Origin of the sequence: Paenibacillus curdlanolyticus YK9, assembly GCF_000179615.1 — a bacterium.
Lineage (GTDB): Bacteria > Bacillota > Bacilli > Paenibacillales > Paenibacillaceae > Paenibacillus_T > Paenibacillus_T curdlanolyticus.
In genome coordinates, this window is record NZ_AEDD01000008.1 from 137,484 (window position 1) to 162,416 (window position 24,933).

The window sequence follows — 24,933 nt, forward strand, 5'->3', positions numbered from 1 at the left end:
GGCTGTCATGAAGATAAAAACCGAAAAATCGACCATCTTTTTCAACGTCATGGGTTATGTCATTGTTTCGCTCCTAACCCTTGCTTGCCTGCTCCCGTTCTGGGTCATCATCACGGGGTCGTTCACCTCGGAGATGGAGATCATTGCCGAAGGATTCAAGCTCTGGCCTGAGCAGTTCTCGCTGGATGCTTACCGCTCGCTGTTCAGCAATCCTTCGCAGATCATTAATGCCTATCAAGTAACGATCACGCTTACGGTGGTAGGAACAGTAATCGGGTTGTTCATCATGTCGATGGCGGGCTATGTGCTGTCGCGCAAAGATTTCAAATATCGCAATGGCTTATCCTTCTACATCTATTTCACCATGCTGTTCAGCGGCGGATTAATTCCTTGGTACATCCTGATCGTAAAGTATCTCGATTGGAAGGATAACTACTTGGCGCTTCTCGTGCCATTCATGATTTCCGCTTTCAATATCATGCTGATGAAGGGCTTCATGTCCTCCCTTCCCGATTCGATCTCCGAATCGGCGAAGATCGACGGCGCTGGCGATTTCACGATTTACTTGAAATTGATTTTGCCGCTGTCTACGCCAGGCCTTGCTACAATTGGCTTGTTCCTGGCGCTGTCCTACTGGAATGAGTGGTTCCTCGCCAATATGTTTATTACGACCGAGGGCAAGTACCCGCTCCAGTTCCTGTTGTACAAAATCCTTTCCAGCGCAGCGGTGCTGAAAACGAATATGCCGTTCGATGCTGCGTCCGGCATGAAGCCGCCTGCGGAAACGTTGAAGATGGCTGCTGCAGTCATCGTAACGGGACCGATCGTATTCCTGTACCCGTTCGTTCAACGTTACTTTGTCAAAGGCCTTACGATTGGCGCAGTCAAAGGTTAGTACCGGCTAATGTCGGCTGACATAGATATCTTTTTTTCATAATGATAAGGAGGGTCTCATCAATGAAAAGAAAGTTCAGTTATTTCACAGCGATCCCCGCGGTCCTCATGCTTGCAACGACGTTGGCAGCTTGCGGAGGCAATGGCGATTCTTCGTCGAACGATCCAGCGAAGACCGTAACGAGCGAGGACGGCGTCAAAAAGCCGGATACGTCCAAGAAGGTCGAGCTTGTATGGTATCTTGTCGGCGAACCTCATAAAGATACACAGAAGGTCGTGGATGAGTGGAATAAGCTGTTAGAGAAAGACCTGAACACGAAAATCAAGCTGAACTTCACGACGTGGGCAGAATGGCAGACGAAATATAACCTCATTCTGTCGACGGGCGAGAAAGTGGATATGATCTTTGCTTCCTCATGGGCGGATTACTACAAATTCGCAAAACGCGACGCATTCCTGCCGCTGAACGATCTGCTGCCGGTGTATGCGCCAGAAACATGGAGCAAAGTATCGAAGCAGGATTGGGAAGAAGCTACAGTTAAATCTGATAAAGAAACCAACGGCGCAATTTTTGCTGTGCCATCCACTTACCCAGAGTACACGCCGGACGGCCTCGTGTATCGCGAAGACTGGAGACAAGAGCTGAAGCTCCCAGAAATCAAAGATATGGATTCGCTCGAAGCTTACTTCGATGGCGTGAAAAAAGGCAAGCCAGGCGTAACGCCAATTAATGGCAAAGCGTTCAATGAAGTTAACGCGCTGTTCAAGTTCTCGAACGGCTTTGAGACGATCGGCGGAGGCGGCGAAGGGAACCTGATCGTGTCCAAATATGCAACGCCGCGCGACATCGTTGCTTATCCGTTCACGGCAGAGTTCGAAGCTTACGTGAAACGCATGAAAACGTGGGCGGACAAAGGGTTCTGGACTTCCGATTCGCTGTCCTCGCAGAAGGAGCCGGGCGACACGATCAAAACGGACAACGGCGCTGCATACCTTCGTAATGCGCCAGCAGCCGGCGGTTACATCATGGGTCTCAAAACGACGAACCCTGACATCAAAACAGGCTACTTCCCGTTCAATCGCTTCAACGGTTATGTAATGCCGACGCTGTCGGTCAACAACGCAATGGCCATTCCGAAGTCCGCGCCGAACCCAGAGCGTTCGCTCATGGTGCTCGACAAGCTGCGCAACGATCCGAAATACTTCGATCTGATGACGTACGGTATTGAAGGCACGCATTATTCCATCGCAGAAGATGGCAAGACGCTCGTTACGCCTCCAGCAGGCATGACGGTAGGAAAAGATTGGAAGAAATACGATCTCGCTTCATGGGGCTGGCGTGTAGATACAATGGTTCGCGAGAAGCAAGCATCGGGCTGGCCGGAATTCGATAAGCTGCTGGAAGAGTTCAAAGCGACGAGCAAGCCGAACATTTATGCGCCAATCATCTTGACGTATGACACGGTGAAATCGCAGCAAGCAGCTGTAAACCAAGTGTTCGAGCAATACGGCAAACCGCTTATGATGGGCTTCACTGATGATGTAGAGAAATCGCTGAAGACGTATCGTGACCAGTTGACGAAAGCAGGCATCGACTCGCTCGTTGACTACGCGAAGACGGAAGCTTACAAGTATTTTGACGAAAAAGGCATCAAATAATCGATAAATAGACCAGATGAGAACAGCCGATGGGATGAGCGCGTGTGATGGATCATCTTCATCGGCTGTTTTTAAATGAAAATTCATGATTGAAATGGGTTTGGGGTTTGGAGGAGGAAGAGGCTTGACTGCATCACCTTTATCGTATTTACAGACAACACTGGTTTTCAAAACAGTGGACGGCATAGAGATTCCATTCCAGAATGGCAATCCAGTACCGACATTTGACCCGCAAGAGCGGTCGATTATTTCATTGAACGGCTGCTGGGGCAAGAAACGCTTTGAGGCGGATCATGATTTCTCAATGGCTCCGCGAGATGCAGGCTGGCTGGAGCAAGTCGCACAGAACGAAGGGATGTATTTAGTCGCTTCGTCTGATGTAGCTTGGGAACCGCATCATGTCCCGCTGCCGGAAAATCGGCTGACAGGCGAGGCAGCGGCGAGTGCCGCCGAGACTTACGAGAACGGCGTCTGGTATCAACGGACATTTACGCTTGCGAAGCTTGATGAAAGCCAAGTTTATACATTGAAGTCGCTTGGCGTCAGCTACATTTGCGATATCTGGATCAACGGGCAATGGATCGGCTTTCATGAAGGCGGTTTCACGCCTTTCGCGTTTCATGTGACCTCGTATTTGCAAGAAGGGGACAATGATATTCGGATACGGGTCGATAACCCGCCTTGGGGCAGCCGAATCGAGGTCATCCCTGCTGAAGAGGGAACGGATTTCTTCAATTACACGGGGATCATTCAAGATCTCTACCTGGAGGCTGCGAACGCGGTTCATCTCGTTCGGGCGGATGTGGTCCCACTGGACACGGCGGGAAAATTAAGCATTCGTGTTGTCGTCAGCAACCAAGGCTCGGCTGATTGTTCGGGAATGGTAGAAGGCGTTATCTTCGAGGCGGATCAGGCATGCGAAGCGTTTCTTACTTCACCGCTTGCATCAAGCATCAAGGGTGGCCAAGCAGCGACGGAAGGCACGCTTACGCTGCCATTCGAGGCCAAAGCCGGAGAGACGCGCGTTCTGCAATTCGAGGTGACGGTCTGCAATCCGAAGCTCTGGTCGCTCGGCGTTCCGAATTTGTATGTTGGCGAGTGGACGTTATCGTCTTCCTCCCAAACGATGGATACGCTGTCCACGCAATTCGGCATTCGGACGGTTCGGACGGAATCAACGCGCATTTTGCTCAATGAAGCGCCTGTGTTCCTGGCCGGCATCGCGCGCCATGAGGAATGGCCGGAGACTGGAAGAACGGCGGACTGGGATCGCATTCGAGCGGATCTCGAGCAAATTCGGACGATTAATGCCAATATGGTGCGTACAGGCCATTATCCGAACCATGTGCATACGTATTTGCTATTGGATCGGTTTGGATTTGCAGCGATGAGCGAGATCCCGCTGTGGCAGTTCGAGAAGGAGCACTACGTTGCACAGGAGCAGCGGCAGTTCGCGGATCAAATGTGGCGGGAGATGGTGTTTTCCCAGTACAACCGTCCCTCGGTTCTGATGTGGAGCACCCAGAACGAGTCGAAGGAAGTGGCGCTGCGTCTTGAATATAACCGCAGGCTTGTCCAAGATTTGCGGACCAAGTACAACGACGGCAGGCTCATTACGCAGAGCGCCGCAGCGGATCAGCCGGGACCGGAGGATGCTTCGATGGAGCCGCTGGACGTCGCAGGCTGGACGATGTACTTCGGCATTTTCCACGGCGGTACGCCGTATGAGGGAACACGCGAATTTTTGGAAAACGCGCACCGCGCTTTTCCGGATAAGCCGATACTCAATACGGAATTCGGCCATTGGACCGGCGAGCGGGATGTCGATTCGGACATGCAAATCCACATTTATGAGACGACGCTCAAGGCGCTTATGGAGCAGGCTACCCATAATGCGGACGGACAGCTGGTGCCGGATGGCTACGTTGCAGGCATCGATTTTTGGATCATGTACGACTGGTACGTGAACCACAACAACTGGATCGATACCTTCGGCTTGTACCATATGGATCGCAAGCATGGCAAGCCTTTAGCGGATCAGCTAGCGCTTGATTATGGCGCACTGGTTGGAAGCGGCAAGGCGATTAGCAAATCTGCTCATTAGAAAAGAAAGCCGAGCGTCAGGTTCGGATGCTGGATTATCGGGGATTGGCGGCTCTGAGTCGCTTTTCCTCCGGTAAGCCATCCTTGGTGTGCAAAAAATCAGCATGAAAGAAAAGGAGAACGAGCATGAAACGAAACTTTTCGAAGCCTCTAGCACAATTGTTAGTCGTCAGCTTGATTATTACTTGCTTTACCGGCGTCTTCGCGCCGAAGTCCTCCGCGGCCGTTGGCACGCAGGTGAAGGTATGGGAAACCCGAGGGGATAAGAGCAAGCTAATTAACGCGGAGCAAGATTTGGTATTCGTGAACGACACGAATCCAATGGATTTGACGATCAACGTGAACGAGAACAAAACGTATCAATCGATGGAAGGCTTCGGCGCATCGATGACGGATTCCTCGGCGTGGCTTATCGCGAATAGGCTGGATCAGACAGCGCGCGACAATCTGATGCATACGCTGTTTGACCGCAACAGCGGCGTTGGCTTCAGCTATGTGCGTGTGCCGATGGGCGCCAATGATTTTTCCTTGAGCAATTATACGTACGATGATATGCCGTCGGGGCAGACGGATGAAAACTTGGATCATTTTTCGATCGCACATGACAGCGCATACATGATCCCGGTGCTTCAACAAGCGCTGGCGATTAATCCGGAGCTGAAAGTGATGGCGACGCCTTGGACCGCGCCGGCTTGGATGAAAACGAACGGCGCGCTTAACAAAGGGCAGCTGAAGCCGGAATATTACGACGTATATGCGCAATATTTCGTGAAATTCATTCAGGCTTATGCGAATGAGGGCATTCCGATCGATGCCATTACACTGCAGAATGAGCCGCATTTTGAACCGGCAGGGTATCCGGGCATGCGAATGGAACCGAGCGACCAAGCTAATTTTGTGAAAAACAGCTTAGGTCCTGCCTTCCAGGCTGCGGGCATCCAGACGAAAATCATCGTGTGGGACCATAACTGGGATGAGCCGAACTACCCGATCGACGTATTGAATGATCCGCAGGCCAAAGCATATATCGCCGGATCTGCTTTCCATGCCTATGCCGGCACCGTTGAGAACCAAGCGTTCGTACACGACCAGCATCCGGACAAGGACATCTACTTTACGGAAAGTTCCGGCGGCGAGTTCGCGAATGTGTTCGGCGCTAACGTCGTGTGGGATGTACAAAATCTCGTTATCGGCGCGACCCGCAACTGGGCGAAAACATCGTTGAAATGGAACTTTGCGCTGGACGAAGCGCATGGCCCGACCAATGGCGGCTGCGCAGACTGCCGCGGTATCGTAACGATCAACCAGCAGACAGGCGATGTTACGTATAACGAAGAGTTCTACTCGCTTGGCCAAGCAAGCAAATTCATCGCGCCTGGCGCGGTGCGCATTCAATCCAACACGTTCGGCAATGGCAGCATCGAGGATGTCGCATTCAAAAATCCGGACGGCTCGAAGGTGCTTATGGCGTTGAACTCGTCGAAGCAAGCGAAGACGTTCAAGGTGCGTTGGGGCTCCCAGAGCTTCACTTACACACTGGAAGCAGGCGCTGTCGTTTCCTTCGTATGGAACGGAACGCAGCAAGGCGACGTGCTGGTGAATCCTTACAGCAAGTTGGAAGCGGAAGACTTTGACAGCATGAACAACGTCCAAACCGCTATTACGCCGGATGCAGGCGGCGGCAGCGCGGTCGGGCAAACGAGCGAAGGCAGCTATATTGCTTTCAATAACGTTGAGTTTGTGAGTGGGACGACTAGCCTGAAGGTTCGCGCAGCGGTTGAAGCCGATGCGCAGCTGGAATTTAAGCTGGACAGCCCAACTGGCCGAACGATCGGCACGCTCGACCTGGCTCCTAGCGGAGGCGCTGGCGCAGCGCAGCAATGGGTAACGAGAACGGCTCAGATCGACTCCGTAACCGGAACGCATACGCTCTACGTGCTGTTCCACGGCAATGCAAGCGTGAACTGGCTGCAATTCTCGTTCGACGTGTTCCAAGACACGCTGAATTACATGAGCTTGTACGGCGGTCTGGAAGCGGGAAATCTGGAAGGCTGGAACGAAACGGTGCCAAGCGGTCAGGCTTCGGCGCAGAAGGCAGACAATGACAACCCGCGCAGCGGCAGCTACAAGCTGACGTACTACGCAGGTACCGATTACCAGCAATCCACCTCGCATATCGTGAAGGTTCCCAATGGCACATACCGCGCATCGGTATGGTTCCAGAAGGGCTCGAACACGAACGTGCAGCTGGATGCCAAAAATTACGGCGGTGCTGATCTGAGCGCTTCAGCTGGCACAACTGACTATGTAGGCCAATGGAAGCAGCTTGTTATTCCAGAGATCCGCGTATCGAACGGGCAAGTTGAGATTGGCGTGTCGGCAACGAATAAAGGCGGAGAATGGGCAGCGTTCGACGATTTCGAGCTGTTCCGTACGACGACCAAAGCGCCTGCGGCGGAGCGAGGAACGGCAGCTCCAAGTACGCCAACCAATGTGAGCGCGCAAGTAGATCAAGGCTATAACATTAACTTGCAATGGGATGCGGTACCGCAGGCGGAAGGCTACAAGGTTTATCGTTCCGCGCTCGATTCGGCTTCCGTTACAGGTGCGGTTTATGATGAATTCCAAGAAATCGGCATTGCGCCGACCGGATCGACAAGCTATACGGACCTTGGACTGCGCGGCGATTCGACGTTCTACTATCGCGTGGCGGCATTCAATGCTACGGGCGAATCCATCGCCTCCGACCGCGTGTTTGCAACGACGGATTCCGGCAAGGACGCGCAAGCGCCTGCAGCGCCAGTAGGCTTGAAGGCTGATTCCGGCATCGAGCAAGTTAAGCTGTCGTGGGAGCCGAGCTTGGAGAGCGATTTTGCCAAATACAATATCTATCGCAACGGCTTGAAAATCGCATCGGTGAGCCCAGCTACGGTGTCCACCTATACAGTGAAAAATCTGGTCGCTGGCGTGAACTACAACTTCACAGTGACGGCGGTTGACCAAGCAGGCAACGAATCGGCGCCAAGCGCGCCTGTATCGGCGGCATCTCAAGCGACGGGCACTCTCGTTCCGCTGCCGAACATGGACTTTGAGACGGGCACGCTGGATCAATGGTCAGAATGGCATCCGGGAACCCAGCCGCTTGCAGGCTACGTCGATAACGACGGTCCGCGCGGTCAATACAAGCTAACGCATTGGGCAGGAAGCGATTACTTGCAATCGACGTATCGGACGGTCCACCTGCCGAACGGCACGTATAAAGTGCAAGTGTGGGTGCGCACTGGCGGCGGACAGAACACGTTCCAGCTGGAAGTGAAAAACTACGGCGGCAGCCAGAAAAACAAAGACCTTCGTTCCGCAAGCGGCGGATCGTGGACGGCTTTCGCAATCGACAATATTAAAGTAACGAACGGCCAAATGGAGCTCGGCGTATTCTCCGATGCGAAGGGCGGCAACTGGGCAGCGATCGATGACTTTGAAATTTACAGCTATGCGCCAGCTACGCCAGCAGGGCTTCAAGCAACAGGCGGAGACGCGCAAGCGACGCTGCAATGGACAGCCAATACGGAATACGATATCGCTTCGTACAACGTGTACCAAGACGGACAGTTCGTTCAAAATGTTACGGGCCAATCGGTAGTCATCCCGTCGCTGACGAACGGCCAAACCTATTCGTTCACCGTTAGCGCGGTGGACACGGATGGCAATGAATCATTCGCGTCCGCGCCGGTTCCGGTAACGCCGCAGGCTGCGGATAACGGCAATGGCAATGGCAATGGCAATGGTTCCGGTGAAGGAAACGGAAATGGCAGTGGCAATGGTTCCGGTAACGGAAATGGTTCTGGCGAAGGCAGCGGTAACGGCAGCTCGTCCTCCGGCCAAACATCGCAGCCAACGGTTAAATATGCAAACGGCGTCTCCACGATTAGCCAATTGGAAGTAAAAACAAACACGGCTGCAGGCGTTGCAACAGCTGATGTTCAAGTTCCGGCTTCCATTGTGCAAGAAGCGGCAAGCCATAATCCGGTTAGCAGCATCGCCGTTCATGTAAATGAGCAGACGAAAGCAGACGAGCTGAACGTTTCGCTGCCGATTGCTTCGCTGCAAGCGATTTTGAAATCGAAGCAGGAGCTGTCCATCCGCGTGCAATGGGGTGCAGTAGCCTACGAATTGCCTCTGGCAGCAGTTGCTTCGGACTTGGAGAAAGCGGGTCCGCAAGCGATGCTTACGATTCGCATCACGCCAGCAGGCGCTGCTGACCAGAAGAAATGGGAGCAAGCAGTGAAGCAGTTGGGCGGTTCCATGCTATCGCCTGCGACATCCTTCAGCGTGATTGTGAAGGACGGCGATCAAGCGAAGGAATTGACGAGCTTCGGCCAGCATCACGTGACGCGTACGATCACGCTGGGCAAAGGTACAGCTTCCGAGCATGCAGTGGGCGTTACGATGGACCAATCGGGCCAATTGCAGTTCGTTCCAACTACATTCGAGAAACAGCAAGATGGCACGATGCAGGCATCGCTGCAAAACAACCATAACAGCAGCTATGCGGTAATCACGCTGGAGAAAACGTTCAGCGATATTCCAACGCATTGGGCGAAGGGCAGCATCGAGTCGCTCGCATCGAAGCTGATTGTTACAGGCGCAACAGAAGATACGTTCCAGCCGCAGCGTACGGTTACGCGCGCGGAGTGGGTAGCGCTGCTCGTCAGAACGCTTGGACTGGAACAGCATGCAGAAACAACAGCAGCGTTCTCTGACGTGTCGGCAGACCAATGGTTTGCTGGCGCGGTTGGAGCAGCTGTTAACGCGAAGCTGGTGCAGGGCTTCGAGGACGGTACGTTCCGTCCGAATGCATCTGTAACGCGCGAGCAAATGGCTGTCTCGCTCGCGAATGCGCTTGCTTTCGCCAAGCATTCGCAAGCAGCAGGCAACGCGGCAAACGTCGCCGGCCTTAAGGATGGTCAGGAGGTTGCCGCATGGGCAGTCCCTGCGCTCCAGCAACTGCTGGAATCGGGCATCGTAAGCGGCACGCCGCAAGGGTACTTCTATCCGAAGAACGACGCTACGCGTGCCGAGGCGGCCGTGATGATCGATCACCTGCTTCAACAATTGAATAGCTAGTCTATAACCCTCAATAGAATAGACACCTGGAGTAAGGATACAGAAACTCCAGGTGTCTTTTTCTATAAATAAAAACTTTGAGAGGATGTGTTCGTAGTGAGATTTGCGCGTTTAGGCAGACCGGTTAACCGCATCATCGTATTTTCGTTGTTCTCGGCTTTATTGGCTTTCGGAGGGTTCAGCAATCTGGCACCCAAAGCCGAGGCGGCTAATGAGGTAGTCCAAGTCTGGATGACGACAGCCGATCAATCCAAGCTGCTGCAGCCGCAAAGCAATGTTTCGTTTTCTTCTGCAAGCGCTACCAATCCGACGACCATCAACGTGAATGAGAATGTGACGTATCAATCGATGGATGGCTTCGGAGCAGCTATGACCGGCTCGTCCGCCTATCTGTTCAACAACAAGATGAGCGCATCCCAGCGGAACGCGGCGTTCGACGATTTGTTCACGAGCAGCGGCATTCGGTTAAATTTTGTCCGTCAGACGATCGGCGCGTCCGACTATTCCTTGAGCAGCTTTACGTATAATGATCGTCCCTCAGGCCAAACAGATCCGAATCTTGTGAACTTCGGCTTAGGGCAAGATCTGAACGATGTCGTTCCGATGCTGAAGGCGGCGAAAGCGAAAAACAGCGGACTGCTCATTCTCGGCACGCCTTGGAGCGCGCCGGCATGGATGAAGAACAATCAATCGCTCAACGGAGGCAGCCTCCAAACGCAATATTACGGTACTTATGCGAATTACCTTGTGAAATACATTCAGGCGTATCAGGCGCAAGGGCTTCCGATCTATGCCATTACGCCTCAGAATGAACCGCTGCATCAGACATCAAGCTACCCGAGCATGGGCATGTCGGCAGCTGAGCAGACCAATTTTATTAAAAATAATCTCGGGCCAGCATTCGCAAGCAATGGCCTTACGACGAAAATAATCGGCTATGACCATAACTGGGATCAACCGGGCTATCCGACGACGATTCTGAACGACGCGCAAGCGAGAGGCTATGTCGCCGGCTCGGCCTTCCACTGCTACGGCGGAGATGTGGCAAACCAAACGAATGTTCATAATGCTTACCCGGATAAGGGCATCTGGTTCACGGAATGCTCGGGGGGCGAATGGAGCACGGATTTCGGCGCCAATCTGAAATGGAATATGTCCAACCTGATGATCGGATCGATTCGGAATTGGGCGAAAAGCGTCCTGCTGTGGAATCTGGCGCTCGACCCGTCACACGGGCCGACGAATGGCGGCTGCACCAACTGTCGCGGCGTTGTGACAGTCGACAATAGCGGCAATATGAAGAAGGAAGTCGAATACTATGTGCTGGGCCATGCCAGCAAATTCGTCGACAGCGGCGCGGTACGTATTGACACGAACAGCTTTGCTGGCGGCATCGAGAATGTGGCATTCAAAAATCCGGACGGCTCCAAGGTGCTAATCGCACTTAATAACAGCACTACGAGCAACACGTTCAAGGTCGCATGGGGATCGCAGGCGTTTACCTACACGCTTCCGGCAGGCGCTGTCGCTACGTTCAAGTGGAGCGGAACATCGGGTGGCGGCACGAACCCGACGACGAAAAATGCGTACAGCCAGCTAGAAGCTGAAAACTATGACGGACAGACTGGCGTACAGCTGGAAGCGACCACGGACGCCGGCGGCGGGCAAAACGTAGGCTGGATCGACAATGGCGATTACATTTACTTTAATCAGGTTGATTTCGGCAGCGGCGCTGCGAGTTTGCAAGCAAGAGTAGCTAGCGCAGCTAGCGGGGGAAGCATCGAGGTTCGATTAGGCAGCCCAACCGGTACATTGGTCGGAACGTGCACGGCAGCTGCAACTGGCGGATGGCAGACATGGACAACCGTAACGTGTCCGATCTCCGGCGCAAGCGGCATTCAAAACGTGTACTTGAAATTTTCGGGCGGCATTAACTTGAATTGGATCAAATTTTCGCAGTCTCCGACTCAGCCTCCTGCAACGACAGTGATCGAATCGGGTACAATCTATACGATCGTATCCAAATCGAGCGGCAAAGCGCTGGATATTAAAGATGGTTCGACCGCAGACGGCGGCGTGTTTCAGCAATGGGCGCCATCGGGGGGCACGAACCAGCAGTTCAGAGTCGAGGATGTTGGCGGCGGCTATTACAAATTAACGAATATTACGAGCGGCAAAGCGCTTGATGTGAAGGATGTATCGACCGCTGATGGCGCGATCATTCAGCAGTGGACCTATGCCGGCGGCACGAATCAGCAGTGGCAGATCGTAATGACAAGTGCGGGCTATTACAAAATAATTAACCGCAACAGCGGCAAGGCGGTCGATATTTTGAACGCCTCCGGCGCAGATGGTGCGGGCATCATCCAATCTTCGGATAACGGAAGCAATTCGCAAGCTTGGTCGTTTCAAAAGGTCGGCAACTAATGCTAGCCTAATATAAAGTGCTGACGATAGGTCGCACATGACGGGAAAGCGCAGGTCGAGCATGCTCGATCGGGCGCTTTCTACTTTTTCCTTACTAGATACTGGGATTAGACGCGAACCTATCTTGTAATCCAGTTGCAATAATTCTATAATTAATTATAAAACTACTTTTCTTTACTAAGGTTGAATGCCACTGTGGACATTAAAATTGTTGATGTTGCCAAACGTGCTGGCGTTTCGCCGGCTACCGTGTCGCGTGTGCTGAATGACAGCAACTTGGTAACCGAGAAAACAAAACGCAAGGTGCTTGCGATAATAGAAGAGATGGAATACCATCCGCACGCGGCGGCCAAACAGCTTCGTTCCCAGCGAACGATGACGATTGGCGTTATTGTGCCGGATATTAACGTTTCCTATTTCTCCGAGATTATTAAAGGGATCGAGAATATGGCTTATGCGAAAAAATATAAGCTGATTATTTGCGACTCGGACAATACGCTGGAGAAGGAAACCGAATATCTGGAGCTGCTGAAAAACCGGACGGTAGACGCCATGGTTTTGGTCATGCCATTTATGAACGACGAAGAGTTGTACGAGCTCGCTGACAAAGGTTTTCTAATCGGCGTTGTCGGACGCAATATTTCCCATGATGGCATTCCGACCTGCAAGACGGACAACGTGAAGTTTTCGCATGTCGCCGTGAACCATCTGCTCGAGCAGGGCCATCGGAGTATCGCATATATCGGCGGGTATTCCGATTCGGCGGAAAGCTACGAGCGTCTGGAAGGCTATATGAAGGCGCTGAAGGATCATCAGGTGCCGTTCCAGCCGTCACTGATTGATAATGGCGATTATCAGGAGATGGGCGGCTACAATGCGATGAACCGGTTGATGGACAGCGGTACGCCGTTTAGCGCCATTTACGTTGCCAATGACGAGATGGCACTCGGCGTCTATCGCGTCTGCTTGGAACGGAACGTTCGTATTCCCGAGGACATGGCTGTGATCGGCGTCGATAACAACCGGATCTCAAGGTACATTAATCCGCCGCTTAGCACGGTGAACCAGCCGAAGTATGCGATGGGAGCATTGATCGCGGAGAAGCTAATTGATCTCATGACGATTAAGGAGTTTGCGGAGAAGAAGGATTGGATCATTCATTCCGATCTGATCGTTCGCGAGTCTTCTAACTATCAGCGGAACGAGTAGTGCAACATTAGACAAGGAAAAGAGGGTGTCCCACAAGCCGCGACGGCTGGGGACACCCTCTTTTTTTGCGATGCAGCGGTTGGCGCTAACCAGCTAGGCTATGACCGCTTCTGGATTTCCATCATCAGCTTCTGATATTCCCGAAGCTGCTCAGGTGTCCACTTCGACCCTTCGAACAGCTCGCCGGAACGGGCCAGCTCAAGCAGCTCCTCCAGCCATAGACGCTCGGTTTCGCCGAACCGGATAAAGCCTTTAATCATCATGGACGAGCCCTTGGGCAAAAACTCGCCTTTAATCGCCAATACATGCTGGAGTCGTTCCAGCCTTGCGACGCCGTTGGCAATCTGCTGCTCAATGGACTGGATGATCTTATCGGGATCCGCATGCCGCACGAACGGAAGACCGAGAAAGATCGGCTGCTGCGGATACGAGCTCTGTCCGAATTGGACATACAGCAGCCTGAGAAACTCCGTTTTTCCGGCATCGGTAATGCGGAATATCGTTTTATCCGGACGATTCTCGCTTGCTGTCGGGACAATTTCCGCTGCTTCAATCAGTTGGTCCGCACGCAGCTGGTCCACTGCATAGTACAGTGAACCGTCGCGGAGCTTGAACGATTCGTCCCAATTGCGCTGTTTGATCGTCTGGCGAATTTCGTATGGATGCTTGTCGCCCTCCATGAGCAATCCGAGAACAAGCAGCTTCATCGACATGATGGTTACCCTTTCTGAAGGGCAGGGTCAGGCTTTCCGCCAGCTCCGGCTTGCGGCGAGCCCGGATGGCCTTGCTTGGACGTTTCCAAGCGAGCATTGCCCATCAGGACGATGAAGATGAAGGCAACGACAGGCAGGATAACGGACCATTGGAACACGTAGATGATCGAGTCGGACAGCTTGCCGAGCAGCAGGGAAACAACGTCCGCAGGCATATGCATTTTGGCTTGAACGGCAGGATCAAGCAGCGCTTGGCCGCCTTTGATCTGCTCAGCCATCTCTGGATTAATATTCGGCAAGGCAGCGATGCCGGCTTGGAAGTCATGCTTCTGGAGCGCGCCGAATACCGTAATGCCGAGCGCGGAGCCGATCGTGCGGAAGAAGGTGATCAGCGACGATGCCGAGCCTTTGTACTGCGGCGGAACCGCGTTAAGCGTCGAGATGTTGAGCAGCGAGAAGGAAACGCCGATGCCGAGTCCAACGATTATCATATATAAGGCGATCATTAGGCGACTCGTCGTTTCATCCATTGCAAAGCCGAGCAGCGACGTGCCGACAAGCAAGACGAGCACAGACACAAGCATGATGCTGCGGTATTTGAACTTGCTTACGATCCGGCCGCCAACCTGCGCGCTGACGACGACGCCGAGCATCATCGGAATAAGCACCGTACTTGTTTCGGTCGCAGTTTTGTGGAACACGCCTTGAATGAAGATCGGGATATACGTAGCGCCCGCCATCATAATGCCGCCGTATAGCAAGCTGATCATCATGCTGCTTGTGAACAGGCGTTTGCTGAACAGACTCAGCTTGACGATCGGATCCTTGGCTTTAACTTCAACAACCAGGAACAGAATAAGGAACACAACGCAGCCGATGAAGAGCGAGATCGTCTTCATGCTGTCCCATGCCCAGCCTTCCGTACCGCCGAGCTCCAGCCCGAACATGAGGAATAGAATTGCTGCGGTCAGCGTGAAAGCGCCAAGCCAATCGATCGACGGCTTCTTGGTGCTGCGCGTTTCATGATATGCCTGCGTGATGAACAGAATCGCGAGCAAGCCGATCGGCACATTGATGTAGAAAATCCAGCGCCAGCTGATGTTGTCCGTAATCGCGCCGCCTAGAATCGGACCGAATACGCTCGAGATGCCGAATACGGCGCCGAACAGGCCCATCATTTTACCGCGCTTCTCAGCCGGGAACAGATCGAAAATAATCGTGAAGACGATTGGCATCAATGCCCCGCCCCCGATCCCTTGGATCGCCCTATAAATAATGAGCTGATTCATATCCTGCGCCGTTCCGCACAGAATCGAGCCTACGATGAATAAAATCAAGCCCATCAAGAAGAAGCGCTTGCGTCCGTAGATGTCGGACAGCTTGCCGATGATTGGCGTCGATACGACCATCGCAATCATGTAAGCGGAATATACCCAGATGAAGCTCTCGAAGCCGCCCAGCTTCTTAATAATTGTAGCCATTGCCGTCGAAACGATCGTCTGGTCGAGCGAGGCCATGAAAAGTCCCAGCAGCAGGCCCGCGACAACCAGCTTCACGTTGCTGTTTTTGGCGTCCATGTTCAACTTCCTTTCGTGATCGATTGCTATCGATCTGTTACTCAAATTTGATTACCCTTGCTTATTATACTCAAAATTGAGTGGATTACAACCATATTCTTGCATCGGAGTCTCGTATTTGGTTTGGGAATTGCTGATAGTAATAGCATGAACTTTTTGGTATATTAGTTTAATATTTTCGGAAATTCAGGAACAGATAGAGATAATAGGGGGTGCTTCAAATGAAACAATCGAATGCCGACCAGAATGTTTCTCGGCAGTCGTATCGCTGGGCGTTATCGTTTCTGCGGCCTTATGCGAAGCGAATAGCACTGCTTGTCCTATGCAGCATATTGGCGGTCGCCGGAGACCTGCTTACGCCGAAGGTCATTCAATACATGATCGACCACGTCGTCAAGGAAGGGGATTTCCGCATCTTTTATTGGCTGCTTGGCCTGCTCGTTGCGGTCAATCTGCTGATGCTGATCGCGAAGAACGGGCGGAACATGCTGCAGCGGACGATTGGCGCGTTGGCATCCCGCGATATACAAGGCGCGATATTCCGACATTTGCGTAAGCTGGGCTTCGCGCATTATGAACGCCATCCGGCAGGCGAGACGCTTTCCATGTTCAACTCGGAGGTCGTATCGGTTCAACGCATCTACAGCCAATACTTGCCAGGCATTATTGATAACATTTTATATACCGCAGTCGCCATTACGCTGCTCATCAGCATTAACGCATGGCTAACGCTCATTATGGTGCCAACCTTTTGCCTCTATTATTTGTTTGGCCCCTATTTTGAGAAGAAGGCGTCCCATTACGGAAAACGGGCGGGCGAAGGACGAATCGCGTTTAACCAAAAGGTCTATGAAAGCGTATCCGGCTTCCGCGAGTTTCGCGCGTTCGGCGCGCAGCCTTGGTATCACGAGCGTACCTATGCGGAGCATAAGGCGTGGTCGCGCGACTATTTATCGGCGGCGACGTTCAGCTTTGCAAGGGGAAGCTTCCGGCGCATTACGTTTTATTTGGGCGCCATCGCCGTCTTTTTAACGGGCTATTATTTGGTGCGGCACGATTACGTCACGCTAGGGGAATTTGTTGCGTTTACGATCCTGTACATGTCTACGATGTTTAGGCTGACGCTGCTTGTCACGCAGCTGACCGAGCAGCGGCTTATCATTCACCAGACCGCGCCGCTATATACGTTTATGCACAAGCCGATTGAGATCGAGGAGCCGACCGATCCGATCGAGCCCGCAGAGGTAAAGGGGCGCTTGGCGTTCGAAGGCGTCGAATTCGGCTATCCCGATCAGCCGCCAGTCATTCGAGGCTTCGATCTGGACATCCAGCCCGGAGAGAAAATCGCATTCGTCGGCGCAAGCGGCGGAGGCAAGTCAACGTTGTTCAAAATGGTTGGCCGGTTCTATGATCCGACAAGCGGCCTGCTCCGGCTGGACGGCGTTCCGATTCATCAAATGCCGCTCGAACGGCTTCGTGAATCGATCGGCTATGTCTTCCAAGAGACGTACCTGTTCGGGTCGTCCGTGAAGGATAACATTCGGTTCGGCAAGCCGGATGCGACCGATGAAGAAGTCGTCGCTGCCGCGAAGGCGGCTTACGCGCATGATTTCATTATGGAGCTGCCCGAAGGCTACGACACGCTGGTCGGGGAACGAGGAATCAAGCTGTCCGGCGGCCAGAAGCAGCGGGTTGCGATCGCGCGCATGTTTATCAAGCAGCCTGCCATCATCCTGCTCGATGAAGCTACTTCTTCACTAGATAATGTGAGCGAGTACGAGGTGCAGCAGGCGCTGGATGAAGTGCTGGTCGGCAGAACGACGATTGCGATCGCCCATCGGCTGTCGACGGTGAAGCATTTTGACCGCATCGTATTTCTTCAGGATGGACGCGCAGCAGAGGCTGGCTCCTACGAGCAGTTGATGGCACGCAAGGGGCTGCTGTATGAGCTGGAGCTGGGGCAGTCGGGCACGGCGGGGGACAGGGATGAGGTGAAAGCTAGATGAGCTACTGGCAGTTTATTCGCAGCAATTTGTCAATTGTAAAAGGAACCTATGCACTCGTGCTGTTATTTCTTGTGCTGGAGTCGGTCTCAAACTATTCGCTTGTCTATGTGCAAAAAATATTAATCGACGATGTATTCGGCAGCGGCCATTACGACCTGCTCGTTACGGTCATTACGGTATTCGCTGTCGCGGGGCTCGTGCACGCCCTGATGTTTACGATGACCAGCCGGTATTTGGTCAAAAATGAATTCGCGATTAGCCACGCGCTGCTGCGGCGCATGCTGGGTAGAATCGAGCATGTGCCCATCGAACGATTCGGCCGTGACCGGAACGGCAAGTATGTCTACACGATGACGCAGGATTTGTTCCAAGCCGCTAGCTTCCTAGGCTGGCAGCTGCCGCGGGGCGGGCAAGAGATCCTTAACTTTCTTATATTAGTCGGAATTATCGGCTTCGCGAATCCCATGATGCTGCTGATGATGCTCGTTATGTGCGGATTTTACCTCGGAGCGGGCTACTATTTCTCGCCTAAGCTGCATGAAGCGGCGAAGAAAGTATCAGAGCGCCGTACAGCGCTGCTCATTCAGATCGAGGAGGGCGTCGCTTCGACTCGTGAAGTCATCGCGTTCCATCGGCTGAAGTGGGAGGAGAAGCTGTATAACAAGCTGTTTGACCGCTATTATGAGCAGTTTCTGGAGGAAGGCAAGCTGGTCAATCGGCAGATGCGGTGGAGCGATCCGATGAAATGGGGCATCGGCCTGATCGTCCTCGGGTATGGCGGCTATGAGCTGATGCACGGCCGCATTTCGATCGGGATGTTCGTTATCGTCTTCCAATTCGCAACGCAGATGTCCGACGCTTGCTATAACGTGTTCCAGTTTTTCATGGGCTTCTCCAGCCAGAAAGCTTATATGGATCGGGTTAACAGCATGCTGACGCTGGAGCAAAATGCGCCGGGTGTGCGCAGGCTGAACGAGCCTCCGAAGGAAATTGCCTTCGAGGACGTCCGGTTCCGCTATGCGGAGGAGCTGCCGGATGTGATCCAGTCGCTGACTGCGGAGCTCCAAGCAGGCCGCAAGCTGGCTTTCGTCGGTTCGAGCGGCGGCGGGAAATCGACGATCGCCCAGTTGCTGATTCGGTTCTATGACCCGGCGGAAGGAACAATCCGGCTGAATGGCATTCCGATCAGCGAGCTGGATCGGCAGCAGTGGACGGATGGCTTGTCTATCGTGTTTCAAGATCCGTATATGTTCCCGGATACGATTCGCGAAAATCTGCTGCTGGGACGAGACGGCGTGGCGCAAGACAAGCTTGAGGAAGCGTGCCGGATCGCGCAGATCGACAGCTTCATTGAGCAGCTGCCGGACGGCTATGATACGCAAGTCGGCGAACGCGGCATTAAGCTGTCCGGCGGACAGCGCCAGCGGCTCGCGATTGCGCGCGCCATTATTGGCAATCCGTCGATTCTCGTCCTCGACGAAGCGACCTCCGCGCTTGATCTGGAGACGGAGCGCAAGCTGCTTGCTGCTCTTGACCAACATCGCGAGGGGCTGACGATGATCATGATCGCGCATCGGCTGTCGACGATTGAGAACGCGGACCAGATATATGTGCTCGACCGCGGGCGCTTGGCCGACAGCGGCACGCATGAGGAGCTGCTGGCGAAGCCGGGTGGCGTTTATGGGGAATTGTTGATGGCGCAGCGTTAGGTGGGGGAGCAGGAGAGAGGGGGAAACGGAAATGTGGAAAGATTTCATCCGAACGATCAAAGAAGACGCAGCGTTTGCAAAGGCTGCAACCGAGGCAGAGCTTGAAGAGGTTAGTGACCGATTCAATCTAGTGCTTCCTAAAGAATTGAAAGATTTATTAGAAGAAACAAACGGTGTATCTGATGAGTATGGGTGCCACCTTGTTTGGCCAACCAGCCGAATTATCGAGGAAAATCTAGAGGCTAGAAGCTCCGAAGATTATAAAGACGAATATATGCCATTCGATAGTCTATTGTTCGTTGCTGATGCAGGGAATGGTGATTTGTTCGGTTATTCCGTCCTAAACGGAGCCATCACCAAGGATGATATTTATACTTGGAATCACGAAGATGATAGCCGGACTTGGGTTGCTCCTTCTTTAAAGCAATTTATTGAGGGGTGGATTAAGGGAGAGATTAGCGTGTAGCTGTTGTATGCGTGGCCAGTATGAACAATAAGTAGAGATGGGGGAAACGATGAGCACGTATACAAAAAAACATCTAATGGCTTCCTTTTTAGCTGGTGCGGTATTTTTTAGCGGAATCGGATATGCATCAAATCCGAGCAATATAAACGTCGTTTTTCAACCGATAAAGTATTATTTTGAAGGTGTGGAGAAAAAAACACCGGATAATCAACGAGGGTTTATTTACAATGGCACGACGTATGTCCCGCTGCGATTCGTTGCGGAATCACTCGGGCAGCAGGTTCGTTATGACGGAGCCGCTACGTCTATTTATTTGAATCAAAAGCTTGAGGCGGTGGCAGGCGGCGCCAACGTAGCCGTCGTTAACGGCGTTAGGATTACGGAGCGTCAACTTTATGAAGGGCTGCTTGGAGGGGGGAGAGGTAAAACCCAATTAGATAACCTTATCGATACTGAGCTCGTTAAACAAGAAGCCGACAAGAAGGGAATTGTCGTTTCTGATGCAGATATAGCTGCAGAACTTGCAGTTATGGTTAGAAGAATTGGGTCTGAAGAAGCACTCAACGAGGCATTGAAGCAAAACCAATTGACAGTTGAGGATCTCTACCCTGATCTGATCCAACAAGTTCGGTTGCGTAAACTGCTTCAATCGAGAATTCATATAACGGATCAAGAGGTTAGGGATTATTATACTGAGAACTTGGAATATATAACTCAGCCCGAACAAGTACGCGCGTCGCATATTCTGGTCGAAACCAAAGCAGAGGCGGATATTATAGTAAAAGAATTGAACAACGGAGGCGATTTCGCCACAATTGCCAAACAGAAGTCGCTAGACACGGGTTCGAAGAATGCAGGTGGAGATTTAGGCTATTTCGAAAGAGGCGTAATGGATCAATCCTTCGAGGATGCAGCGTTTTCACTGAAAGTTGGCGAGATTAGCAAGCCTGTTAAATCTGAATTCGGTTATCATATTATTCTAGTAACTGACCATAAGGCTGCAGTAACGCCGACGTTCGAGGAAGAGAAGGCAACTATTCGCGAGATGCTTACCACTGAGAAAATCTATGAACTAGCGGCGACATTTATTGAAGGTCTTCGCGCGCAAGCGAAAATCGAGAATAAGCTAATAAAGTAGCTAACAAAACACCCCATGAATTTCACTGAATCGACCCGAGCGAAACGGGGGATTCAATGATTTTTCATGGGGTGCTTTTTGTGGGATTATTAATCAGTTTTATTCCGCTACTTCGTTCAAATAAACTTCCGGCTCGTCTTCTTCCCATCGCAGCTGAACACGATCTTCTTATCCTCGATAAACGTCTCCAAATGGATCGACTTGCCCCACAGCTGCACAATGTAAGGGAGGGTGCGCTCCAAATATTTGAGATCAAGCTCGACGCCCTCGTAGTTGTGCTTGAGGTACATTTCGCCGACGCGGTTGAAATCGCCGTCTTGCACGACGATGCTCGGGAAGCCGCCGTTGACGCGGGAGACGACCAACTGGTCGCGGATGTTGGCCCACGCCTTGTCGGTAATTTTCCACTCGGGGCCTTTCTTCTCGAACACGTACAGGTCGAGCTCCTTCACAAGCTGCTTATCAAGGTAGTTGCGCAGGAACGACATGTCGGAATCCTCTTCGCGAACCTCGAAAATTTTCTCGCGCCCCTTGCCTGGCTTCATGCCGAACCGGTCGCGCTCCTCTTGCGTCGGGTTATCCCAGCGCTTCTCGATATGCTCGAAAATTTTCAGCCCCAAATAGTACGGATTCAGCGTGTGCCGGGAAGGCACGACGACGGAGCTGTTCAGCTTGGCGAATTCGATCGTTTCCTCGCTCGTCAGGTCGAGCTCGCGGATGATGCGCTGATGCCAGTAGGAGGCCCAGCCTTCGTTCATGATTTTGGTCTCCAGCTGTGGCCAGAAGTAGAGCATCTCGTCGCGCAGCATGGACATGATGTCGCGCTGCCAATCTTCAAGTGACGTCGAATATTCCTCGATGAACCAGACGAGATCCTTCTCCGGCTGCGGCGGGAACCGTTTAAGATTGGCATTTTTGTCTTCGGAGTCATCTTCATTGGTCTCAAGCGACCATAAATCGTCGTAGAGGCTGCCCTTAGGTTCCCGCGCAGCGGAACGATCTCGTTCTTTGATTTGAAGCTCAATGTATCTCGTCTTATCGAGGTTGTAGGGCTTAATGATCGTCGGATCGATATGCTCTTGGATCGCAAGGACGGCGTCGATAAACTTCTCTACGCGCTCTGTCCCGTACTCCATCTCGTATTGCGCCACGCGCTCGGCTGTCGCGGACATGCTCTCGACCATATTGCGGTTCGTCTGGCTGAAGCGGGCATTGTTTTTGAAAAAGTCGCAGTGCGCGAGCACGTGGGCGACGATCAGCTTGTTCTGGATCAAGGAGTTGCCGTCGAGCAGGAAAGCGTAGCAGGGATTGGAGTTGATGACGAGCTCATAAATTTTGCTAAGGCCAAAATCGTACTGCATCTTCATCTTATTAAACGTCTTGCCAAAGCTCCAATGGCTAAACCGCGTCGGCATCCCGTACGCCCCGAATGTGTAGATGATGTCGGCGGGGCAAATCTCGTAACGCATCGGATAAAAGTCGAGGCCGAACCCTTGGGCGATTTCGGTAATCTCATCAATCGCGCGCTCCAGTTGGCGGATTTCATCTTGTTTCATCGGTTTGATCCCTCCGAGCGGTAAAGTACGTTTCATACCAAAGGTATGTCTTAGGGGGGAGGGATATGCCTGGGGGAGCGATGATTCTATGACCGAAGTTGTTAAGGTAAAGCTCCTTTATGGTATAATTCAGAGATAAGACTCATGGTTATTCCAGTCATGGAGTCAAAGCCTAAGGAGGGTGAGATCATGCAATTTAGCCTGAAAGCTCCCGACGGTACGGTGATCGAGTCGTATCATAAAGATCGCAAAGCGTTCATTCAGATTGCGGGCATGGAATACGAAATTTATAATCCGGTCGATGAGTTCGACGCTGACCCGGAGATTAGAAAGATGATTGAGGAATCCGAAGAAGACATTAAGCACGGCAGAGTGTATTCGACGGAAGAAATGATTGAAGCGATTAAGCGCGGTGAATTGTAATTGATCGTTCAATGGACCGAGGCGGCTCGTCGTCGATTCCATCAAATCAAGAGTGATCATTACAGCCAGCAGGAAACGATGGAGTATAAAATTAATCTCATCAAGCGAGTGGAAGACAACGTCATGAGTATGGGTAAGATTTTGCCCTCGCGTGAATACCGTAACACTTATTATTGCATTGTAGATAGCTACATCGTGTCGTATAAGGTGCTGGATAAAGGTGAGCGATTCGTTATCACTTCATTCAAGCACGGCGCGATGAAACGCAATCTCAAATATTGAACGATCGATTCCGGCTCTCAGCGAGCCGGTTTTTTTGTACCATTTTTTTAAGCACCTTGGCGATCTGAAGCCTATCCTTCGTTCATAATCTCGATCTCCATCCGTAAAGTACGTTTCATACAAAGGTATTTAGGGGAGAGGGATATGACTAGGGGAGTACAGGTACTACAAAAGTTAGAACTTATCCTTTTCTAATCGTATGTTAGCATGATGAGAGAAGGAGGCGATAGAGATGAAGCTTTTTATCCATATATGGGTGATCGCTTTAGCGGTCGTCATTTCCGTCGGGGGATTTCATTCCGTGTACTTGCTTCTTATTGGAGCATTAGATGGACCATTAGAAGATGTGCAAGGATATTTTCTTTATGTTGGGTTTGTGGCGATCATTACCACTGTCTTCGTTGTCCCTGCTTCACTATTGATATTAAAATCTATAAAGCGCCAAGGCGCATGGTGGTGCATGCTCCGAACATGGCTTCATATGGCGGCTGGAGCTGTCATTATAGCGATCATTGCTCTTGTACTCGGAGGCAATATGAGAGTGCTTTTAAGTGCGGTTACAGTGATTTATATGATCTTCGCTGCCCTTCAAGCCGGTACTTATTATGGCGCTTACTTAGCCCTTAGACGAATGGTGGACGAAGAGCCCGTGATCGTCGTAGATGAGCAAGAGATTTAGCGATTCAACCCAGATTTATCCTCCAGCCAAAATGGCACATGTCTACATAATCATCCCCTTCAAAGTGGAAAAATAACGGGGTATGCATTAGCCAAACGGCAAGGAGTGAGCTTGTTGAACATGAAAGTCAGGCGGATAATGGCAGTGCTTATGCTGAGCTTGCTGCTGGGGGCAGCGCAGGCGGCGACGGCGTTTGCTGACGGGGCTTACCATTTTGGCTTCAAAAAGAGCGTCAACGGCCAGCTGCCCTCGATCGACGAAGAAGGCTTCAAGCCGCTGCTGACCAAGTACGGTGCGGTGTTTACCGGCGATACGAACGCGAAGGAGCTGTACCTGACGTTCGATAATGGCTATGAGAATGGCTTTACGCCCAAAATTCTCGACGTGCTGAAGGCGAAGCAGGTGCCTGCGATTTTCTTCGTCACCGGCCATTACATTCAATCGCAGCCCGAGCTGCTGAAGCGGATGGCGCAAGAGGGGCATTTGATCGGCAATCACTCGTGGAGCCACCCGGATATGAGCCAAATTTCGGCTGAGCGGATGACGCAGGAGCTGGAGAAGGTCAAGACGGATGTGCTTGCGCTAACCGGCCAGAAGGAGATGAAATATCTTCGCACGCCTCGCGGCATTTTTAACGAGCGTTCCCTATCTGTCAGCAAGCAGCTCGGCTATCAGAACGTGTTCTGGTCGATCGCCTATAAGGATTGGGATACGAACAGCCAAAAGGGTGCGGACTACGCTTATCGGCAGGTAATGGCTCAGCTTCATCCGGGCGCGGTTATTTTGCTGCATTCGGTATCCAAAGATAATACAGAAGCGCTCGGCCGCATTATCGACGACGCGAAGGCGAAGGGCTATCAGTTCAAGAGCCTGGATCAGATGGTGAGCCGCACGCCATAGTTGCGAAAGAGCAAGAGCGTCGCCAAACCAAGACAAGATTACATGCATGGATAGTCAAAAAGACACCG

17 protein-coding genes are annotated in these 24,933 nt (G+C 52.1%); 14 read left to right on the plus strand and 3 right to left on the minus strand.

What is annotated here, in order from left to right; all coding sequences use genetic code 11:
- Positions 1-7: 7 nt before the first annotated feature.
- From PAECUDRAFT_RS15420 to PAECUDRAFT_RS15445, 6 genes are all read left to right on the plus strand, one after another.
- Positions 8-895, plus strand: a complete 888-nt coding sequence (locus PAECUDRAFT_RS15420) for a carbohydrate ABC transporter permease (RefSeq protein ID WP_006039039.1) — start codon at positions 8-10, stop codon at positions 893-895.
- 62 nt (positions 896-957) lie between these two features.
- Complete coding sequence (locus PAECUDRAFT_RS15425) at positions 958-2,553, plus strand: extracellular solute-binding protein (protein WP_006039040.1); 1,596 nt, start codon at positions 958-960, stop codon at positions 2,551-2,553.
- A 124-nt stretch (positions 2,554-2,677) separates the two neighbouring features.
- Complete coding sequence (locus tag PAECUDRAFT_RS15430) at positions 2,678-4,657, plus strand: glycoside hydrolase family 2 (protein WP_006039041.1); 1,980 nt, start codon at positions 2,678-2,680, stop codon at positions 4,655-4,657.
- Between the two features lie 125 nt (positions 4,658-4,782).
- Positions 4,783-9,780 carry an S-layer homology domain-containing protein gene (locus PAECUDRAFT_RS15435; RefSeq protein WP_006039042.1) on the plus strand — a complete coding sequence of 1,666 codons (4,998 nt, stop codon included), beginning with the start codon at positions 4,783-4,785 and terminating at the stop codon, positions 9,778-9,780.
- A 96-nt stretch (positions 9,781-9,876) separates the two neighbouring features.
- On the plus strand, positions 9,877-12,207 hold the full coding sequence (locus tag PAECUDRAFT_RS15440) for a carbohydrate-binding protein (protein ID WP_006039043.1): 2,331 nt from the start codon (positions 9,877-9,879) through the stop codon (positions 12,205-12,207).
- Positions 12,208-12,402: 195 nt separating this feature from the next.
- On the plus strand, positions 12,403-13,416 hold the full coding sequence (locus tag PAECUDRAFT_RS15445) for a LacI family DNA-binding transcriptional regulator (RefSeq protein WP_006039044.1): 1,014 nt from the start codon (positions 12,403-12,405) through the stop codon (positions 13,414-13,416).
- Between the two features lie 98 nt (positions 13,417-13,514).
- Here PAECUDRAFT_RS15445 and PAECUDRAFT_RS15450 read toward each other — a convergent pair whose 3' ends face one another.
- Together PAECUDRAFT_RS15450 and PAECUDRAFT_RS15455 are read right to left on the minus strand one after the other, a co-directional pair.
- Positions 13,515-14,129 carry a PadR family transcriptional regulator gene (locus PAECUDRAFT_RS15450; RefSeq protein WP_006039045.1) on the minus strand — a complete coding sequence of 205 codons (615 nt, stop codon included), beginning with the start codon at positions 14,127-14,129 and terminating at the stop codon, positions 13,515-13,517.
- A 5-nt stretch (positions 14,130-14,134) separates the two neighbouring features.
- Positions 14,135-15,706 carry an MDR family MFS transporter gene (locus PAECUDRAFT_RS15455; RefSeq protein WP_006039046.1) on the minus strand — a complete coding sequence of 524 codons (1,572 nt, stop codon included), beginning with the start codon at positions 15,704-15,706 and terminating at the stop codon, positions 14,135-14,137.
- Positions 15,707-15,927: 221 nt separating this feature from the next.
- Between PAECUDRAFT_RS15455 and PAECUDRAFT_RS15460 the strand changes: the two genes are divergently transcribed.
- From PAECUDRAFT_RS15460 to PAECUDRAFT_RS15475, 4 genes are read left to right on the plus strand one after another with little or no spacing between them, the layout of a single operon-like run.
- The gene (locus PAECUDRAFT_RS15460) at positions 15,928-17,712 is read left to right on the plus strand and encodes an ABC transporter ATP-binding protein (protein WP_006039047.1); all 1,785 of its coding nucleotides are present in this window, start codon (positions 15,928-15,930) and stop codon (positions 17,710-17,712) included.
- Positions 17,709-19,421, plus strand: a complete 1,713-nt coding sequence (locus PAECUDRAFT_RS15465) for an ABC transporter ATP-binding protein (RefSeq protein ID WP_006039048.1) — start codon at positions 17,709-17,711, stop codon at positions 19,419-19,421. Before PAECUDRAFT_RS15460 ends, PAECUDRAFT_RS15465 begins: the two co-directional genes overlap by 4 nt.
- Before the next feature lie 31 nt (positions 19,422-19,452).
- Positions 19,453-19,887, plus strand: a complete 435-nt coding sequence (locus tag PAECUDRAFT_RS15470; RefSeq protein WP_006039049.1) for an SMI1/KNR4 family protein — start codon at positions 19,453-19,455, stop codon at positions 19,885-19,887.
- A gap of 49 nt (positions 19,888-19,936) precedes the next feature.
- Complete coding sequence (locus PAECUDRAFT_RS15475) at positions 19,937-21,025, plus strand: peptidylprolyl isomerase (protein ID WP_006039050.1); 1,089 nt, start codon at positions 19,937-19,939, stop codon at positions 21,023-21,025.
- A gap of 116 nt (positions 21,026-21,141) precedes the next feature.
- Here PAECUDRAFT_RS15475 and PAECUDRAFT_RS15480 read toward each other — a convergent pair whose 3' ends face one another.
- Positions 21,142-22,581 (minus strand): SpoVR family protein, encoded by a 1,440-nt coding sequence (locus PAECUDRAFT_RS15480; RefSeq protein WP_006039051.1) that lies wholly within the window; start codon positions 22,579-22,581, stop codon positions 21,142-21,144.
- Positions 22,582-22,770: 189 nt separating this feature from the next.
- On the opposite strand from PAECUDRAFT_RS15480, the gene PAECUDRAFT_RS15485 reads away from it, so the two are divergent.
- The 4 genes from PAECUDRAFT_RS15485 (at position 22,771) to pdaA (ending at position 24,865) form a co-directional block, all read left to right on the plus strand.
- Positions 22,771-23,004, plus strand: a complete 234-nt coding sequence (locus PAECUDRAFT_RS15485) for a hypothetical protein (RefSeq protein ID WP_006039052.1) — start codon at positions 22,771-22,773, stop codon at positions 23,002-23,004.
- Positions 23,005-23,286, plus strand: a complete 282-nt coding sequence (locus PAECUDRAFT_RS15490) for a type II toxin-antitoxin system RelE/ParE family toxin (RefSeq protein ID WP_040712845.1) — start codon at positions 23,005-23,007, stop codon at positions 23,284-23,286.
- 232 nt (positions 23,287-23,518) lie between these two features.
- Positions 23,519-23,965 carry a hypothetical protein gene (locus PAECUDRAFT_RS15495; protein WP_006039054.1) on the plus strand — a complete coding sequence of 149 codons (447 nt, stop codon included), beginning with the start codon at positions 23,519-23,521 and terminating at the stop codon, positions 23,963-23,965.
- A gap of 120 nt (positions 23,966-24,085) precedes the next feature.
- Positions 24,086-24,865, plus strand: a complete 780-nt coding sequence (pdaA, locus tag PAECUDRAFT_RS15500; protein ID WP_040712847.1) for a delta-lactam-biosynthetic de-N-acetylase — start codon at positions 24,086-24,088, stop codon at positions 24,863-24,865.
- Positions 24,866-24,933: the final 68 nt, after the last annotated feature.